Source organism: Streptomyces sp. NPDC043738, assembly GCF_056436545.1.
This window is the reverse complement of sequence record NZ_JBWKCJ010000002.1, coordinates 230,344-248,236: the sequence shown is the minus strand read 5'-3', so window position 1 is coordinate 248,236 and position 17,893 is coordinate 230,344. Positions and strand designations below refer to the sequence as shown.

Sequence of the window (17,893 nt, the reverse complement as noted above, 5' to 3'; positions counted from 1 at the left end):
CGCTCAGGGCCGGGCCGCCGGGGACACGTAGGCATTCAGCGGCTTCAGGCCCGGCGTCGGGGGGAGACGGACCGGGCGCCAGCCGCGGGCGTAGCCCGGCAGCGCCTCGCCTGCGGTCAGGACGACGGCGGCGGGGCTGCGGGCGCCCAGCCGGGTCAGAGCGGCGGGGGTGATGCTGGCGTCGTGCCCGCCGGGCTGCCGGGAGGCGCAGCCGAGCTGGTACGCCACCCGTACCGCCTCCTGGCCGCTCACCGCGCACGGCGGCCGTACGCCGGCGGCGCGCAGCGTGTCGCCGATCCGGCCGATGTCGGACTGCGCGCGTACGGTTCCCCGCTGCATCTTGTGCAGGATCGCCAGCTGGATCGCCTCGTGGCCGAGCAGCGCGATGACCAGCACGGCCACCGCCCAGGCGTGCCGGCGGCGGGGCAGCAGCGTCATCCAGTACAGGAACCACGCGGCGGGCAGCAACAGCAGCGCGTAGGCGGGCAGCAGGAAACGCGGCGCGGCGTAGTCCACCGTCAGCAGGTAGGGGGCGGCGAGGCAGAGGCCGACCAGTGCCGGCAGGGCGATGGGGCCCGGCCCGTAGCGGTGTCGCGCGCCGCCGGGGTCGCGCAGGCTCGGCGGCCAGACCGGCGCATGCGGCTGCAGCGCGCCGTCGAGCCCGAGGCCGACCGCCCGGAGGGGATGCAGCCCGAAGGTGTCCATCCGCACGGGCTCCAGTCCCAGTTCGCGACGACCGCCGGGCTCGCGGCCGCGCGGCGTCGGCCAGACCGGCCCGTACCGGTGCAGCGTGCCGCCGGGCTCGCGGGCGCGGGCCGACGCCCACACGGCCCCGGCGACCGCCAGCGGCAGCGCGAACCACCAGCCCGCCGTCACCGGGTACGTCCAGTCCAGGTCGCAGGGGCGGCACAGCGTCTTGCCCTGCAGCGCCCGTGCGTGGTCGCCGAAGGACGGGTGCCAGCCCAGGCCGCCCTGGATCCCCCCGGCCTGGCGCAGCCGCTCCATGAGCCCGCCGTAGGACACATACGCCTCCACGACCCATTCGGCGCACCCGAGGGCCAGACCGGCCGGGATCGCCAGCAGTACGGTCGAGCGCCGCCAGGCCGGCACACACACCGCCGCGGCGAACAGCGGCAGGGCCAGCCACACCCCGTCGAGGGGGCGCATCAGCGCGGCCAGGGCCACCGCGGCGGCGAGGCCCACCGCCGCGCCCCGCCCGGCCTGGGGAGCCAGCTGCGCCGACGGCTGACGTACGGCCAGCAGGAAGCAGCCGGTGGCGACGAGTGCGGCGTAGCCGGTCCACAGGTTGGGCATCACCTGCGGTCCGTAGAAGAGCGTGACCCACAGACCGGCGAACAACGCGCCGCCCAGGGCCGGCACGGGAGCGGGCAGCAGACGCCGCCAGATGCACAGGGTGAGCAGGAACGCGGCGCCGGAGAGCACCGCGAGGTAGCAGTGCAGGGCGGTGGCCGATGTCGTCAGGACGGCGGCCGGGGCGAGGAGGAGGGTGACGCCGCGGGCGCGCGGGGCACTGAAGAACGCGGCCGGGGCGTGGGCGTCGACCTGGCTGACATAGACCGTCTCGTCCCATCCCAGGCCGGGCGTGGTGAGGGCGAGGTAGAGCTGGCCGGCGGTGAAGACGACGGCCAGGGCGATGAGCCAGGGCAGGTCGCGGACCTGGGCGAAGTGCGCCGTACGAGGCCGTGAGACGAGGCCGGGCGCACGGGGGAGGAGGCTGGCTTGCTGCATGAGCACCACCCTGCGTGCGGTGCAAGAACCCGGCCACACGTGTGGTGCGGTTGGAGCACCCGGCTCACACGCGCTGAGGGCGGTGTTTCACGTGAAACACCGCCCTCAGCGGGTTGTTCGAGGCCCGGCCTCGCCGGTGACGCCTACTTCACCTGCGGCTTGCGGACGTTCAGGTGCAGCTCCTTGAGCCGTACCTCTTCCAGCTCCGTCGGCGCACCCATCATCAGGTCCTGCGCGTTGCCGTTCAGCGGGAAGGCGATGGTCTCGCGGATGTTCGGCTCGTCCGCGAGCAGCATGACGATGCGGTCGACGCCGGGGGCGATACCGCCGTGCGGCGGGGCGCCGAAGCGGAAGGCGCGCAGCATGCCCGCGAACTTCTCCTCGACGGTCTCACGGTCGTAGCCCGCGATCTCGAAGGCCTTGATCATGATGTCCGGCTCGTGGTTCCGGATCGCGCCGGAGGACAGCTCGACACCGTTGCAGACGATGTCGTACTGCCAGCCCAGGATGTCCAGCGGGTCCTTCTCCTCCAGGTCCTTCATGCCGCCCTGCGGCATGGAGAAGGGGTTGTGGGAGAAGTCGATCTTGCCGGTCTCCTCGTCCCGCTCGTACATCGGGAAGTCGACGATCCAGCAGAAGCGGAAGACGTTCTCCTCGAAGTGGCCGGCCCGCTTCGCGGCCTCGACGCGCACCGCGCCCATGATCTTCGAGACCTCGTCGAAGTCGCCGGCGCCGAAGAAGACCGCGTGGCCCGCCTCCAGGCCGAGGCGCTCGGTGAGCACCTTGACGTTCTCCTCGGTCAGGAACTTGGCGATCGGGCCGGTCAGCGCGCCGTCCGCACCGACGCGCACCCAGGCCAGGCCCTTGGCGCCGTGCTGGATCGCGTACTCGCCGAGCTGGTCGAAGAACTTGCGCGGCTGGTCCTGCACGGCCGGCACCGGCAGCGCACGGACGTGCTTGCCGGCGAAGGCCTTGAACGCCGAGTCCGCGAAGACGTCGGTGATGTCGACCAGTTCCAGCTGGGCGCGCAGGTCCGGCTTGTCGGAGCCGTACTTGAGCATCGCCTCGCGGAACGGGATGCGCGGGAAGGGGGAGGTGACGTGGCGCCCGTTGCCGAACTCCTCGAAGAGCTCGGTCATCAGCTTCTCGACGGGCTGGAAGACGTCCTCCTGCTCGACGAAGGACATCTCGATGTCGAGCTGGTAGAACTCGCCCGGCGAGCGGTCCGCACGGGCGTCCTCGTCCCGGAAGCACGGGGCGATCTGGAAGTAGCGGTCGAAGCCCGAGATCATCAGCAGCTGCTTGAACTGCTGGGGGGCCTGCGGCAGCGCGTAGAACTTGCCCGGGTGGAGACGGGAGGGCACCACGAAGTCGCGTGCGCCCTCCGGAGACGTGGCGCTGAGGATCGGCGTCGCCATCTCGTTGAAGCCGAGCGTCGTCATCTTGTGGCGGATGGACGCGATGACCGCCGAGCGCAGCATGATGTTGCGGTGCATCCGCTCGCGGCGCAGGTCGAGGAAGCGGTACTCCAGGCGCCGCTCCTCGTTGACGCCGTCGTCGGCGTTGATCGTGAAGGGGATCTGCTGAGCCGCGCCCAGGACCTCGACCTCGGTGGCCTCGATCTCGATCTCGCCGGTGGGCAGCTCCGGATTGACGTTCTCGGCGCCGCGCGAGACGACCTTGCCGTCGACGCGGACGACCGTCTCCTTCGTCAGCTTGTCCAGCGCCTCGGCGGCCTGGGTGCCGGGGCGGGCGACGAGCTGCACGAGACCGTAGTGGTCGCGCAGATCGATGAAGAGGATGCCGCCCAGGTCACGACGATTGTGCAGCCAGCCGCTGAGGCGGACGTCCGTGTCGACGTCCGCGGCTCGGAGCTCGCCGCAGTTATGGGACCGGTACCGGTGCATCGCTCATCCAAGTCGTCGCGAGTGTCGAGGTGAGGAGTTGACGGGAGCGGAGGAGAGGGATCGGAAAACGGGCGCGCACGCCCGGTCGCTCTCCCCGGCGGTCACCCGAAAGGCCACCCCAGGATTGACATAACCGCTCCAGGTTACCGTCCCGACCCCCGCCCCTTCGTTGACATATACGCATCAGCGCTTCGCCGGGCCGAGGCGGGCGCCCCGGCTGGGAGGACGGTCACGTTCCGCTCGCTGGTCGGCCTCCGCCAAACACACATAAAGTGATGCAATGCGCACCAAGGACCTCCTGGCCGCCCTCGCGACCGGCCTGTGGCGCTGGGACGACGCATCGGGACGGGTGACCCTCGATGCCGAGGCGGCCCGGCTGCTCGGGCTCCCCGAAGAGCCGACGGAGCTGAGCGAGGCCGCCGTACGCTCCCGTTTTCATCCCGTCGACTTCGCCGAGATCAACGGGGTGATCCAGCTCGCGGTGTCCGAGGAGACCCTCGCCGAGGCCCGGCTGCGCATCGTGGACGAGCGCGGGCGGGTGCAGCGCATCGTCCGCACCCGCGCCCGCCCCCGGGTCGTCGACGGCGGCCTCGAACTGGTCGGCACGCTCCAGGAGGTGCCCGAGCCGCAGCCCGGCACCTCCGCACCGATCACCCCGATAACCGGCGACTGGCGCCGCTCCCGCGAGGCCTTTCTGCTGGACGCGGGGCGGGCACTGGCCGAGGCGCGGTCCACGGCCGAGGTGCTGCGGGTGGCGGCCGGGCTGTCGATGCCCGGGTTCATGCCCAACGGCCTGGCGGTCTTCGGCATCGAGGGCGACCGGATCTCGGTCATCGGCCACCACGGCCACCGCCCCGGCGACGAGAAGCCCTTCCTCGACATGGCGCTGGAGACCGACTACCCGGCCGCCGAGGTCATCCGCACCGGTCGGGCCATCTATCTGCCCACGCCGGAGGAGTACAGCCGCCGCTACCCGGCCACCTGGCCGCTGGCCGCCCGCTTCGGCCGTACGTCGTGGGCGTTTCTGCCCCTGGTCAACGCGGGCCGGACGATCGGCGCCTGGATGGCGGGGTTCGCCCAGCCGGTCGCCTTCACGCCCGACGAGCGCTCGGTGCTGACCACCGTGGCCCGGATGCTGGCCCAGGCGCTGGCCAGGGCCGGCGTGCAGGAGGAGCAGCAGGAGCTGGCGCTGGGGCTGCAGCGCAGCATGATGCCGACGGTGCAGCCCGACATCCCCGGGATGACGGTCGCCGCCCGCTACGTACCGACCGGCGGCGGGCTGGAGGTCGGCGGTGACTGGTACGACATGATCCCGCTGCCCTCCGGGCGGATCGCGCTGGTCATCGGCGACGTCCAGGGCCACGACGTACGGGCCGCGGGCCTGATGGGGCAGCTGCGGATCGCCCTGCGCGCCTACGCCTCCGAGGGCCACCACCCCGATGCGGTGCTCTCGCGCGCCTCCCGCTTTCTGGCCGGGATCAACGAGACCGCGCTGCGCGGCAACGGCGAGGACCAGCGCTTCGCGACCTGCCTGTACATCGAGGTGGATCCGGCGACCGGGCTGCTGGACATCGCGCGGGCCGGCCACCCCGATCCGGCGATCCGCCTGGGCGACGGCACGATGCTGGTCCGGCCCACCGCGGGCGGGCTGCCGCTGGGCATCGTCCCGGACACCGACTACCCCACCACCCGGCTCGTCCTGGAGCCCGGCGAGACCATGGTGGTGTGCACCGACGGGCTGATCGAGACCGGCGGCCATGATCTGGAGACCGGCTGGGCCCGGCTGCGCGGCATCATCGAGGCGCATGAGGTCGGCGAGGACGACAAGAGCCTGGAACGGCTGGCCGACGCCCTGGTCCAGGCCGTGCACGGCCCGTCCTCGCACCACACCACCGGACCGCTGGTGGACCGCCGCGAGGACGACATCGCCGTACTGCTGCTGAGCCGCGAGGCCGCCAGCTGCGGGGTGGGCACCGGCGGCCCACTGGCCCAGCAGCCCGTACGGCGCACCGTGCTCGCCGTCGCCCAGGCCGAGCCGCAGCGGATAGCCGAGGCGCGCCGGCAGGTCCGCGACGTACTCCACGACTGGGCCGACGCCGACCAGGTCGACTCGGCGGTGCTGATGGTCTCCGAGGTCGTCACCAATGTGCTGATGCACACCGACGGCGACGCGCTGCTGGTCGCCGAGATCTCCGGCCCCCGTGGCGCCCGGCGGATCCGCGTCGACGTCTCCGACAGCAGCGATGAGCTGCCGCACCGCCGCAGCCCCGGCGAGCTGGCGTCCTCGGGACGCGGGCTGGTGCTGCTGGAGCTGCTGGCCGGGGCCTGGGGCGTGGACCCGCGCGGGGACGGCAAGTCGACGTGGTTCGAGCTCTACGAGGACGCGGGGGAGGCGGCCGGCCCGGTGTCGCCGGGGCCCGCGCCTGCGTCGGAGTCCGAGCCCGCCGCGTAGTGCTTGCGCAGCTCGTGCAGCACGCCGGTGGCGGCCGCGGTCAGCGGGACGGACAGCAGCATGCCGAGGATGCCGCCGACGCTGGCGCCCGCGGTGATCGCCAGCATCACGCTCGCCGGGTGCATCTGGACCGTGCGGCTCTGGATCATCGGCTGCAGCACATGGCCCTCCAGCACCTGCACCGCCAGCACGACGCCGAGCGCCCACAGCGCGATCACGAAGCCGCGGTCCGCGAACGCCACCAGGATCGCCACCGCCCCCGAGATGAACGCACCGAGGTAGGGGATGTAGGCACCGACGAAGACCAGCGCGCCCAGCCCGACCGCGCCCGGCACCTGGAGGATCAGCAGTCCGACGGTGATGCAGATGGCGTCGATCAGCGCGATGAAGGTGGTGCCGCGCATGAAGCCCTCGATGGACTGGAAGCCGCGACGGGCCATCCGCTCCAGCTGGGGTGCGGACTTGCCGGGCGCCCAGTCGTGCAGGGCGCGTACGGCCTTGTCGGAGTCGCGCAGGAAGAAGAAGGTCAGCAGCAGGGCGAGCACCGAGGCGGCGATGAACTGGCCGACGATGCTGACGCCCGCCAATACCCCGGAGGCCGCGGTGCCACCGAACTTGGTGACCAGCCCCTTGGCGTTGGAGGCGAGGTCGTCCAGTGAGGTGCCGGCCGTACCGAAGTGCTGGGAGAGGCCCTTGGCGGCGTCCTTGAGGGAGGCGATGATCTGGTCGCCGGTGTCCACCAGCGCGCTGACGACGATGTATCCGGCACCGCCGACCACCACCACCAGGACCGCGCAGGTCAGCCCGGCCGCCAGCGAGCGGTTGAGTTTCATCGCCACCAGCCGTCGGTAGAGCGGCCCGAGCAGCGCGCTGCCGAGCAGTGCCAGCAGCACGGGCGTGACCGCGGCGCTCAGGACCACGCACAGCCACACCCCCAGGGCCAGCACGGCCACGATCAGCAGCAGCACCCCGCACCAGGCCGCGGCGCGGCGGGCCTCGATCGGCAGCAACGGCCTGCCGGACGGCGGCCGTTCGCCCTCGGCGCCGCGCGAGTCTTGATCCGAGTCGTTTCGCACCCGGACAGTCCACCACGGCGAACGGCCCCAGAGCGGGGGGTGGAACGGGCCGGGGGTGGTGTTTCACGTGAAACACCACCCCCGGCCCCTCATCGGTTCCGACGGGGCGTCAGTGCTCGCCCGCCGGGATCGTTCCGAGCCGCCCGGCCTGGAAGTCCTCGAAGGCCTGGGCCAGCTCGGCGTGGGTGTTCATCACGAACGGGCCGTAATGCATCATCGGCTCGCGGATCGGCCGCCCGCCCAGCAGCACCACCTCGAAGTTCGGGCTGCGCGACTCCTGGGACTCGTCCGCCCGGATCGTGATCGAGTCTCCGGTCCCGAACACGACCGCCTGCCCCATACGGAACGGGCGGCCCTCCGCGCCGGCTGAGCCGCGGCCGGCGAGGCCGTAGGCGAGGGCGTTGAAGTCCTTGCGCCAGGGCAGGGTCAGCTCGGCGCCCGGGTTCACCGTCACATGCATCATCGTGATCGGGGTGTGGGTGATGCCCGGCCCCTGGTGCCCGTCGAGGTCGCCGGCGATCAGCCGCAGCAGCGCACCGCCGTCGCCGGAGGTCAGCAGTTTGACCTGGCCGCCGCCGATGTCCTGGTAGCGGGGGGCCATCATCTTGTCGCTCTTCGGCAGGTTCACCCACAGCTGCAGGCCGTGGAAGAGGCCACCGGACATCACCAGCGACTCCGGCGGCGCCTCGATGTGCAGCAGGCCGGAGCCGGCCGTCATCCACTGGGTGTCGCCGTCGTTGATGACCCCGCCGCCACCGTGGGAGTCACGGTGCACGAAGGTGCCGTCGATCAAATACGTGACGGTCTCGAAGCCGCGGTGCGGGTGCCAGGGCGTGCCCTTGGGCTCTCCGGGCGCGTACTCCACCTCGCCCATCTGGTCCATCATGATGAACGGGTCGAGGTGCTTGTAGTCGATGCCGGCGAAGGCCCGGCGCACCGGGAAGCCCTCGCCCTCGAACCCGCTCGGAGCGGTGGCGACGGCCAGCACGGGACGGGTGTGCGCCTCGGCGGGTGCCGCCACACGCGGCAGGGTCAGCGGGTTCTCTACGGTCACAGCGGGCATGACGGCCTCCTCGGTCGCTCACAACTTAGTTGAATCCTGAACAACCTGCAAGGCATGCGGCATTCCACCCGCGTTTGCGCAGGTGGAAGCTGGAATGAAAGAGGATCGACCGGCCTTCGGCGGCCGCCGTCAGCCGTACATCCGCCGCATCGCGAAGTCGACCATCTGCTCCACGGCCTTCGCGTCGAAGACCATCCGGTGGTCGCCCTCCATGTCGAGGACGAACCCGTAACCGGTCGGCAGCAGGTCGAGCACCTCGGCGCCGGTGATCACGAAGTACTTGGACTCCTTGCCCGCGTACCGTCGCAGCTCCTTGAGCGAGGTGAACATCGGGATCACCGGCTGCTGGGTGTTGTGCAGCGCCAGGAAGCCGGGGTTGTCACCGCGCGGACAATAGACCTTGGACGTGGAGAAGATGCCCTGGAAGTCCTCGGCCGACATCGAGCCGGTGGTGAAGGCCCGCACCGCGTCGGCGAGCGAGGGCGGCGACGGCTCGGGATACAGCGGCTGCTCGCCATAGCCCCCGGGGGCCGGTTGCTGCGGCGGGGGCGGTGGCGCACCGTACTGCTGCCCGGCACCCGCGTTCTGGTCGTAGCCGTACATGCGCCACAGCGTACTGAGTCGGCGATTCGCCGGGGGACGCTCGTCACAGATGGGCGGAAGGGGTTGATTCTTATTACCCGCGGGTAGCATCATTTAACTACTAGCCGGTATTGCGTCTGAGGTCCCTCCCTTGGGGCCCTCTCCCGAACCCTTACGGAGCCGTACCCATGGGCCACTACAAGTCGAATCTCCGCGACATCGAGTTCAACCTCTTCGAGGTACTGGGCCGTGACAGCGTGTACGGCACCGGACCGTTCGCGGAGATGGATGCCGACACCGCCAAGAGCGTGCTGTCCGAGCTCGCCCGCCTCGCCGAGAACGAGCTGGCCGAGTCCTTCGTCGACGCCGACCGCAACCCCCCGGTCTTCGACCCCGAGACCAACACCGCGCCGATCCCGGACTCCTTCAAGAAGAGCTACCAGGCCTTCATGGACTCCGAGTACTGGCGTCTGGGCCTGCCCGAGGAGATCGGCGGCACCACCGCTCCGGCCACACTGATCTGGTCCTACGCGGAGCTGATCCTCGGCTCGAACCCGGCCGTGTGGATGTACTCCTCCGGCCCCGCCTTCGCCGGCATCCTGTACTCCGAGGGCAACGAGGCGCAGAAGAAGGTCGCCCAGATCGCCGTCGAGAAGCAGTGGGGCTCCACCATGGTCCTCACCGAGCCGGACGCCGGCTCGGACGTGGGCGCCGGCCGCACCAAGGCCGTGGAGCAGGAGGACGGCTCCTGGCACATCGAGGGCGTCAAGCGCTTCATCACCTCCGGTGAGCACGACATGTCGGAGAACATCCTCCACTACGTCCTCGCCCGCCCCGAGGGTGCCGGTCCGGGCACCAAGGGCCTGTCCCTCTTCCTCGTGCCGAAGTACCACTTCGACTGGGAGACCGGCGAGCTGGGCGAGCGCAACGGCGTGTACGCGACGAACGTCGAGCACAAGATGGGCCTGAAGGCCTCCAACACCTGCGAGATGACGTTCGGCGACCAGCACCCCGCCAAGGGCTGGCTGATCGGCGACAAGCACGACGGCATCCGCCAGATGTTCCGCATCATCGAGTTCGCCCGGATGATGGTCGGCACGAAGGCCATCGCGACGCTGTCGACCGGCTACCTCAACGCCCTTGAGTACGCCAAGGAGCGCGTCCAGGGTCCGGACCTGGCGAACTTCATGGACAAGACCGCGCCGAAGGTCACCATCACCCACCACCCCGACGTGCGCCGCTCGCTGATGACGCAGAAGGCGTACGCGGAGGGCATGCGCGCCCTGGTGCTGTACACCGCCTCCGTCCAGGACTCGATCGCGCTCAAGGAGGCCGCGGGCGAGGACTCCTCGGAGCTGAACGCGCTCAACGACCTGCTGCTGCCCATCGTCAAGGGCTACGGCTCGGAGAAGTCCTACGAGCAGCTGGCGCAGTCCCTGCAGACCTTCGGTGGCTCCGGCTACCTGCAGGAGTACCCGATCGAGCAGTACATCCGGGACGCCAAGATCGACACCCTCTACGAGGGCACCACCGCCATCCAGGGCCAGGACTACTTCTTCCGGAAGATCGTCCGCAACCAGGGCCAGGCGCTGAACACCCTCGCCGAGGAGATCAAGAAGTTCCTGGCCGAGGGCACCGGCGGCGCGGAGCTGGAGCAGGCCCGCGGCGAGCTGGGCAAGGCCGCCGCCGACCTGGAGGCGATCGTCGGCGCCATGCTGACCGACCTCGCCGCCACGGAGAAGGACGTCAAGTCCATCTACAAGGTCGGCCTGAACACCTCGCGCCTGCTGCTGGCCTCGGGCGATGTCGTCATCGGCTACCTGCTGCTCAAGGGCGCGGCGGTGGCGAGCGCCAAGCTGGCGGACGCCTCCTCCAAGGACAAGGCGTTCTACGCCGGCAAGATCGCCGCGGCGAAGTTCTACGCACACAACGTCCTGCCGGGCGTCGCCGTGCAGCGGCAGCTGGCCGAGTCCGTCGACCAGTCGCTGATGGAGCTCGACGAGGCCGCGTTCTAAGAGCGTCGTCCGCGACCGGTCCGCGGCGTTCTTAGAGGTCTCTCAGATTCGCCGTTCAGACTGACGGAGCCCGCCTCTCTTCCCCCGGAGAGGCGGGCTCCGTCATGTCCGGCGGGTGCCCGCCACGCCGCCCGGACCGCGGGTGCGGCCGCCCGGACGGCCGGAATCGTTCACTCCAGGGGGTTTTCGGCGCGCGACGCGGAAATCCTGGCCGGAAGGGAGCGGAGTCACGTCGCACGCGCACGGGGAATGCGGGGCCTTGCTCCTTATGCTGAATCCATGACCAACTCCGCCCGCTTCGATCGCGGCCACACCGACGACTTGATGTCCTTCCTAGCCGCCAGCCCGTCGCCCTACCACGCGGTCGCCAACGCGGCGGAGCGGCTGGAGAAGGCCGGTTTCCGGCAGGTCGCGGAGGTCGACGCATGGGACGGCGAGAGCGGCGGGAAGTACGTGCTGCGCGGCGGCGCGATCATCGCCTGGTACGTGCCGGAGGGCGCGAGCGCCGCGACTCCGTACCGAATTGTCGGGGCTCACACCGACTCTCCCAATTTGCGGGTCAAACCGATTCCCGACACCGGCGCCCGCGGCTGGCGGCAGATCGCCGTGGAGATCTACGGCGGCACCCTGCTCAACACCTGGCTCGACCGCGACCTGGGGCTCAGCGGGCGGGTGACGCTGCGGGACGGCAGCAACCGGCTGGTCAATGTCGACCGGGCGTTGCTGCGGGTGCCCCAGTTGGCGGTGCACCTCGACCGCTCGGTGAACTCCGAAGGCCTCAAGCTGGACAAGCAGCGCCATATGACGCCGATCTGGGGCCTGGGCGAGGTGGCCGAGGGCGATCTGGTCGCGTTCGTCGCCGAGGAGACCGGCGTACCGGCCGAGGACATCAAGGGCTGGGACCTGATGGTGCACAGCATCGAGCCACCGTCCTACCTGGGCCGCGACCGCGAGCTGGTCGCCGGACCGCGGATGGACAACCTGCTGTCCGTGCACGCCGGTACGGCCGCACTGACCGCCGCGGCCGCCGCCGGCGACGCACTGACCGGCATCCCGGTGCTGGCCGCCTTCGACCACGAGGAGAACGGCAGCCAGTCCGACACCGGCGCGGACGGCCCGCTGCTCGGCACGGTCCTGGAGCGCTCGGTGTTCGCCCGCGGCGGGTCGTACGAGGACCGGGCACGCGCCTTCGCCGGCACGATCTGCCTGTCGTCGGACACCGGTCACGCCGTGCACCCCAACTACAGCGAACGGCATGAGCCCGGGCACCACCCGATGCCCAACGGCGGGCCGATCCTGAAGGTGAACGTCAATCAGCGCTATGCGACGGACGGCAGCGGGCGGGCGGTCTTCGCGGCCGCCTGCGAGCGCGCCGGTGTGCCGTGGCAGAGCTTCGTCTCCAACAACTCGATGCCGTGCGGCACCACGATCGGGCCCATCACCGCGGCCCGGCACGGCATCGCGACGGTCGACATCGGCGTGGCGATCCTGTCCATGCACTCGGCGCGCGAACTGTGCGGCGCCGAGGACCCCTACCTGCTGGCGAACGCCCTGACGGCCTTCCTGGAGGGCTGAGTTGGAATTCTCACTGCTCGGCCCGATCGCCGTGACGACCGGCTCCGGGGAGCTGTCGCTCGGGCCCGCCAAACGGCGCAGTGTGCTGGCGCTGCTCTTGCTGCAACCCAACACCACCGTTCCACTGGAGCAGTTGATCGACTCCCTGTGGGAGGACGAGCCGCCCGAGCATGCCCGTACGGTCGTCCAGGGGCATGTCTCGCGGCTGCGCGCCACGCTCGCCGAGGGCGGGGCGCAGACCTTCGGCATCGAGCTCACCACGCATGGCTCGGCCTATCTGCTGCGGCTGCCGGAGGAACTGATCGACGCCCACCGGTTCGGTGAGCTGGTGACGCTGGCGCGCCCCGAGGCGGCGCCGGCCGATGCCGTACCGCTGCTGCGCGAGGCGCTGGGGCTGTGGCGCGGGCCCGCGCTGACCGGCACGGTCACCAGCCCGCCGTTCGCGGCCGCGGCGCACGCTCTGGAGGAGCGCCGGCTGACGGCGGTGGAGGCGCTGGGACGGGCCCACGGCGCGCTCGGTGAGCACGAGCAGGCCGCCGCCATCCTCTACTCCGCGGCCGTCAACCACCCCTTGCGGGAAGGGCTGATCGCCGAGCTGATGCGGGCACTGTTCCGCACGGGCCGGCAGTCCGACGCGCTGGAGTGGTTCCACCGCACCCGGCGGCTGCTCAACGAAGAGCTGGGCGTCGACCCGGGCGAGCGGCTGCGCGGAGCGTACGAGGAAATCCTGCGGGCAGAGGCGGCGGGTGGAGGGCGTACGCCTGCCCGGCCTGCGGCGGGCGCACACAGGACCGGTGACGACTCCACGGGCGCACCGGCGTTTCACGTGAAACACGGCCCCGGCGGGCCGCTGCCCGCGCAGAGCACCGGCACGGCCGGTGGGTCCGACACGAAGAGCACATCCGCGGACTCGGCCGGCGATGCCGCGGACGGTGCGCGGTCCGGCTCGGACCCGGGGGCCGGCTCGGGGCGGGCCGGTGCGGCTCCGCGGCTGCTGCCCCGGGCACCGGCCCGGTTCCTCGGCCGCGAGGCACAACTGAGCACGCTTACCGAGGTGCTGACGGACCGTACGACCGGCGAGAGTCCGCTCGCCGTGGTCGCGGGGCCGGCCGGCGTCGGTAAGACGGCCTGCGCCGTGCAGTGGGCGCATCTGTACGCCAGCGCCTTCCCCGACGGCCAGCTCTTCGCCGACCTGCGCGGCTTCGGCGAGGGCGACGAGGCACCGCCGGCCGAGATCCTGCGCGACTTCCTGCTGGCGCTCGGCACCCCTGCCGAGCGGGTGCCCGGCTCGGCACAGGCCGCCTCGGCGCTGTTCCGGTCGCTGGTCGCCGAGCGCCGGCTGCTGGTCGTCCTGGACAACGCGCGCAGCTCGGCGCAGGTACGGCCGCTGCTGCCCGGGGGCCCGCACTGCGCCACGGTCGTCACCAGCCGCAGCCGGCTCGACGGCCTGGTCGCCACGGACTGGGCCCGGCCGGTCGGACTCCAGGCACTGGGACACGAGGAAGGCGCGGCGCTGCTCGGCGCCATGCTCGGCCCGGAGCGAGTGGCCGAGGACCCGGCCGCCGCCCGCGAGCTGGTCGACCTGTGCGACGGTCTGCCGCTGGCGCTGCGGGCCGCGGCCGCCCAGCTCACCGCCAGGCCCCGCTGGCGGCTGGCCCGACTCGCCGCGGCCCTGCGCGACGAACAGCGGCGGCTGGCCCTGCTGTCGGCGGAGGACACCGGGATGGCGGCGGCGCTGCGGATGTCCGTCGCCCGGCTCTCGGCGGACGACGCACGGCTGCTCAGTGCGCTGGCGACCAGCGCCGACGGGCATCTCAACGCCTCGGTGGCGGCGGCCCTGGCCGGGTATGACCAGGAGCGCACCCAGGACGGTCTGGACCGGCTCGCCGAGATGCATCTGGTGGACGAGGAAGCCACCGACGTCTACACGATCAGCACGCTGACCCAGCTCTTCGCGCGGGATGAGCGCGGGGAGGGCGGCAAGGGCGGTGCGGAGGGCCGCGGCGTCGCCGGCGACGAGGGGGACGGGCACCGCTGAGCGGTGCGCACCCCGCCTCACGTGCGGGGACGTTAGGCGCACGTTAGTGGCACGGCAGCGGCGGACGGCAACCTGATGGACAGCTCGCAGGACCGACCGCATCAGACCACCGCCGGGGGAGACCGACAATGCGCAGCCAGGACCACCTCAGCAGCCCGCGCTCGTCCCGTGGCGTCCGCCGTCGTACGCTCCGGATCGCCGCGGCCGGCCTGACCGCCGTCGCCGCGCTCACCCTCACCGCCTGCGGTGGCCAGGACAACCCGCTCCAGACCAGCGCGGCCAAGCCGTTCAACCCGGCGCCGAGGACCGCCGAGGATCTGGCAGCCAAGGCGGGCGAGGTCCCGGCGGCGAAGGGGGACGGCTCCGCGCAGGGCGGTGCCCGGCCTGACGGCGGCATCGCGGAGCAGGCCTCCGCGGGGCGCGGCGGCACCGGGGCGGGCGCCGGGACCGGCGGTGCGGGCAGGAGCGGCCGTGCCGACACCGTCCGGCACCCCGCCTGCGACGCCGCCGCGGTGCGGATCGTCGCCCAGCCGCTCGAGGAGCCGGTCAACCATCTGCTGCTGGTCGCCACCAACACCTCCGGCGCCACCTGCGACCTCTACTTCGCCCCGAACCTGCGGTTCGGCCAGGCGCAGTCCCCGCTCCCCGAGCTGCCGGACAGCAAGCCGCAGCGCCTGGTCGTCCTCGCGCCCGGCGAGTCCGGCTACGCCGGTGTGCTGACCTCCTCCGCCGACGGTTCGGGCCGCGGCGGCCGGACGGTGACCGGCCTGTCCGTCAGCCTCCCCGGCCGCGACGGCAAGGGCAGCATCGGCGGCGCCGCGCAGGTGGCGCTCCCGGGCGGCTCGGTGTACGTCGACGACAGTGCGTGGGTGACGTACTGGCAGGCGGACCCGCGCGAGGCGACCGCTTGGTGAGTCGGCTCCGCAGAGCCGCCTTCCGGCGAGAACCCCCAAAGCCAGGGCGCCCGCATCCCCCAGCGGGCGCCCTTTCGCCTGCCCGCCTGTCCCGTCATGTCTCGCACAACGGCCCGGCATATCCCATGACGTTGACGTCTTCGCAGGTCACAGCCGCTCTCAGGCCCGGGACGTCCCATGGGACGAAGAACCTCCGGCCGGCCGCCACCCCCCGCTCCACGATGGTCCCCGTCGCCGCGAACGGACTGCCCGGCGGCTCACCATCGGCCGGCGGCCACCAGGTCAACCGGCCGCATACGGAGGGGAATCGGCATGTACGAGCACAGCAGCACACACCCGGCAGACTCCACGACCCCCGCGGACCGCACGGCCGCCGGTGGCGGTGGCACGGGCGGCGGGTCCCCGTTCCGACGGACCGTGCTGCGCAGGGCCCTGCCCGCCATCGCCGCGGCCGGCATCGGCGTCGCCGGGTTCGCGGGCTTCGCCCACGGCAGCGAAGCCGGCCCTGCCGCGGCCGGCACCGAGCTCTCCCGCGACACCGCCGCCACGTCCGCCGTAGGCTCCGCCCGCACCGCTCGCGCCGCGGACGCCGGCTCGGTACGGCAGACCGCGGCCGCCGCCGACTTCCCCACCTGGGGCACCCGTTGGGTCGTCCACGCCAACGCGGACGTCGACTCCCCGTCGGTCGGGATGATCAACAAGACCGCGCCGGGGCAGGACCGGATCACCGCGGACTACCAGGTCGACACCGGCCGCAAGGTCTGCGAGGGCAACGCCTGCTCGACGTTCATGGCGCACGTCACCGGTCCGGTCACCGGCTTCCTGAGCGTGGTCGCGGTGGACATCCCGCAGGACCGGCTGCCGGGCGTACCGGTCCAGGGCGGTGGCGGGCATCCGCAGCCGGGCGGCTCCCGCCAGGAGGCGCTCAACCGCGCCGCCACCTGGCTGACCGCCGACAACGGCGCCCAGGTCCCCTACAGCCAGTCCGAGGTCTGGAAGGACGGCTACCGGCAGGACTGCTCCGGCTATGCGTCCATGGCACTCGGACTGCCGACGCCGGGCACCAACACCGTGGGCCTGGCCACCGACCGCAGCCTCACCCGGCCCGTCTCGCTGGGGGAACTCAAGCCCGGTGACCTGCTCATCGACGCGGCCGGCGACAACAACAACCGGCATGTGGTGATCTTCGAGAAGTGGAACAACGACGCGCGCTCCTCGTACACCGCCTTCGAACAGCGCGGCGGCCACGGCACCGACCACCGGACGCTGACCTATGGACTTCCCGGCGGTGACGCCGAGTTCAAGCCCTACCGTCCCGTGAAGTTCGGCGACTGACCCGGTCCGGACGTGCGGTCCGCCGGAAGACCGGGCGCTGTTTCACGTGAAACCTGCGGGGTTTTTACGTGAAACGTCACCAACCGATCCGGGTCGGATCCGGATCGTGTAACGAGGGGTACTTCCGCCACAGGGGAGCGGAAGTACCCCTCGCGCGCGCATGTCCGCTGTGCTGGAATGCGGGACGTGCCCGGCCATCAGAACCACGCCGCCAACTCCCGCCGCAAGCCCCTGGCCCCCCTTCCCGACGAACTCTCCGGTCCGGTGCGAGAGTTCGTCGCCGCCCTGCGCCGTATGCACGGTGAACTCGGCTACAGCCTCAAGGAGTTGGAGGGCCGGCTGCCCGCCAGCCGCTCGTCCCTGTCGCGCTATCTGCGCGGCCAGAGCCTGCCCGACGAACGGCTGCTGGTGCAGTGGTGCAAGCTCTCCTTCACCGGCGAGGACCGACTGCCCGCCCTCGTCGAGCTGCTGCACCGGGCCCAGGAAGCCGCGGACGCGGGCGAGCAGGGTGCCCCCTGCGCGCAGGAGCCCGACGGGACCTCCGACACGGAGCACCCGGCCGGAGCCGAGGCCGCGCCGACGGCCGGCCGGCGCCGGCTGCGGCTGGTCCTCGCCGCCCTCGGGACCGCCGCCGTACTCGCCGCCGCGGCCCTGGCGGTGCCGGCACTGACCTCGTCCGGCGACTCACCGGACGCCGGCGGCACCGGTGCGCCGGGCGCGCGGGCCGGGGCGAAGGGCACCGCATCCGCCGAGATCACCGTCCACAACGTCGAACGCGCCTGTCAGCACCAGCGCACCGAGAACTGCGCACTCGCCCTGGCCCGCGACCCCTACCGGGTCTACCGGCGCTCCAACGTCGTGGGCCACGTCTGGCACGGCGATGTGCTGCGCGCGCTGTGCCGGGTCGCCAACGGGGTCACGGTCACCGACGAGGTGGGCGGGCACAGCAGCATCTGGTTCCGGGTGGATCACGCCGGGAAGCAGATGTGGGTGCCCGGCATCCGCATCCGTCCCGAACAGCTCGAAAACACCCCGCTCCCCGGCTGCCCGAACGGATCTTGAGCCTTCTCAGTCCTCTGACCTGCGGCGACGCCGCACCACTGCCCCGCCGGACGAACCCGCCCTGGCGTACCGGACCGCAATCGACATCGCGACCGTGCCATGACGGACACGCCGCATCGATCGCT

Annotated in this window: 12 protein-coding genes; 7 read left to right on the top strand and 5 right to left on the bottom strand. The window is 71.7% G+C overall.

Annotated features, from left to right (window positions below; all coding sequences use genetic code 11):
* Nucleotides 1-3: 3 nt before the first annotated feature.
* Together AC0680_RS04230 and aspS are read right to left on the bottom strand one after the other, a co-directional pair.
* On the bottom strand, nt 4-1,749 hold the full coding sequence (locus AC0680_RS04230; protein ID WP_478624742.1) for a hypothetical protein: 1,746 nt from the start codon (nt 1,747-1,749) through the stop codon (nt 4-6).
* 143 nt (nt 1,750-1,892) lie between these two features.
* Nucleotides 1,893-3,656: an aspartate--tRNA ligase gene (gene aspS, locus AC0680_RS04225; protein ID WP_478624741.1), complete on the bottom strand. Its 1,764-nt coding sequence runs from the start codon at nt 3,654-3,656 to the stop codon at nt 1,893-1,895.
* Between the two features lie 280 nt (nt 3,657-3,936).
* Here aspS and AC0680_RS04220 point away from each other — a divergent pair, with 280 nt between their 5' ends.
* Nucleotides 3,937-6,108 carry an ATP-binding SpoIIE family protein phosphatase gene (locus AC0680_RS04220; RefSeq protein ID WP_478624739.1) on the top strand — a complete coding sequence of 724 codons (2,172 nt, stop codon included), beginning with the start codon at nt 3,937-3,939 and terminating at the stop codon, nt 6,106-6,108.
* On the opposite strand, the gene AC0680_RS04215 is transcribed toward AC0680_RS04220, so the two are convergent.
* From AC0680_RS04215 to AC0680_RS04205, 3 genes are all read right to left on the bottom strand, one after another.
* Nucleotides 6,030-7,184 (bottom strand): AI-2E family transporter, encoded by a 1,155-nt coding sequence (locus tag AC0680_RS04215; RefSeq protein WP_478624738.1) that lies wholly within the window; start codon nt 7,182-7,184, stop codon nt 6,030-6,032. The genes AC0680_RS04220 and AC0680_RS04215 overlap by 79 nt on opposite strands.
* A gap of 109 nt (nt 7,185-7,293) precedes the next feature.
* On the bottom strand, nt 7,294-8,247 hold the full coding sequence (locus AC0680_RS04210; RefSeq protein ID WP_478624736.1) for a pirin family protein: 954 nt from the start codon (nt 8,245-8,247) through the stop codon (nt 7,294-7,296).
* A gap of 129 nt (nt 8,248-8,376) precedes the next feature.
* Nucleotides 8,377-8,850: an SseB family protein gene (locus AC0680_RS04205; RefSeq protein ID WP_030411509.1), complete on the bottom strand. Its 474-nt coding sequence runs from the start codon at nt 8,848-8,850 to the stop codon at nt 8,377-8,379.
* A gap of 167 nt (nt 8,851-9,017) precedes the next feature.
* On the opposite strand from AC0680_RS04205, the gene AC0680_RS04200 reads away from it, so the two are divergent.
* The 6 genes from AC0680_RS04200 (at nt 9,018) to AC0680_RS04175 (ending at nt 17,768) form a co-directional block, all read left to right on the top strand.
* On the top strand, nt 9,018-10,844 hold the full coding sequence (locus AC0680_RS04200; protein WP_478624734.1) for an acyl-CoA dehydrogenase: 1,827 nt from the start codon (nt 9,018-9,020) through the stop codon (nt 10,842-10,844).
* Between the two features lie 279 nt (nt 10,845-11,123).
* Entirely contained in the window at nt 11,124-12,419 is a 1,296-nt protein-coding gene (locus AC0680_RS04195; protein ID WP_478624732.1) for a M18 family aminopeptidase, read from the top strand.
* A gap of 1 nt (nt 12,420) precedes the next feature.
* Entirely contained in the window at nt 12,421-14,457 is a 2,037-nt protein-coding gene (locus AC0680_RS04190; protein ID WP_478624731.1) for an AfsR/SARP family transcriptional regulator, read from the top strand.
* A gap of 128 nt (nt 14,458-14,585) precedes the next feature.
* A complete protein-coding gene (locus AC0680_RS04185) occupies nt 14,586-15,371 on the top strand; it encodes a DUF4232 domain-containing protein (protein ID WP_478624730.1) in 786 nt (261 codons plus the stop codon).
* Between the two features lie 312 nt (nt 15,372-15,683).
* Entirely contained in the window at nt 15,684-16,706 is a 1,023-nt protein-coding gene (locus tag AC0680_RS04180) for a hypothetical protein (protein WP_478624729.1), read from the top strand.
* Nucleotides 16,707-16,883: 177 nt separating this feature from the next.
* Complete coding sequence (locus AC0680_RS04175) at nt 16,884-17,768, top strand: helix-turn-helix domain-containing protein (RefSeq protein ID WP_478624727.1); 885 nt, start codon at nt 16,884-16,886, stop codon at nt 17,766-17,768.
* The last annotated feature ends 125 nt before the right edge of the window (nt 17,769-17,893 follow it).

What these genes read in the sequence shown, in the direction of transcription:
- AC0680_RS04230 (WP_478624742.1), bottom strand. Translation starts at nt 1,749, where the DNA reads ATGCAGCAAGCCAGCCTCCTCCCCCGTGCGCCCGGCCTCGTCTCACGG.
- aspS (WP_478624741.1), bottom strand. Translation starts at nt 3,656, where the DNA reads ATGCACCGGTACCGGTCCCATAACTGCGGCGAGCTCCGAGCCGCGGAC.
- AC0680_RS04220 (WP_478624739.1), top strand. Translation starts at nt 3,937, where the DNA reads ATGCGCACCAAGGACCTCCTGGCCGCCCTCGCGACCGGCCTGTGGCGC.
- AC0680_RS04210 (WP_478624736.1), bottom strand. Translation starts at nt 8,247, where the DNA reads ATGCCCGCTGTGACCGTAGAGAACCCGCTGACCCTGCCGCGTGTGGCG.
- AC0680_RS04205 (WP_030411509.1), bottom strand. Translation starts at nt 8,850, where the DNA reads ATGTACGGCTACGACCAGAACGCGGGTGCCGGGCAGCAGTACGGTGCG.
- AC0680_RS04200 (WP_478624734.1), top strand. Translation starts at nt 9,018, where the DNA reads ATGGGCCACTACAAGTCGAATCTCCGCGACATCGAGTTCAACCTCTTC.
- AC0680_RS04195 (WP_478624732.1), top strand. Translation starts at nt 11,124, where the DNA reads ATGACCAACTCCGCCCGCTTCGATCGCGGCCACACCGACGACTTGATG.
- AC0680_RS04185 (WP_478624730.1), top strand. Translation starts at nt 14,586, where the DNA reads ATGCGCAGCCAGGACCACCTCAGCAGCCCGCGCTCGTCCCGTGGCGTC.
- AC0680_RS04180 (WP_478624729.1), top strand. Translation starts at nt 15,684, where the DNA reads ATGTACGAGCACAGCAGCACACACCCGGCAGACTCCACGACCCCCGCG.
- AC0680_RS04175 (WP_478624727.1), top strand. Translation starts at nt 16,884, where the DNA reads ATGCGGGACGTGCCCGGCCATCAGAACCACGCCGCCAACTCCCGCCGC.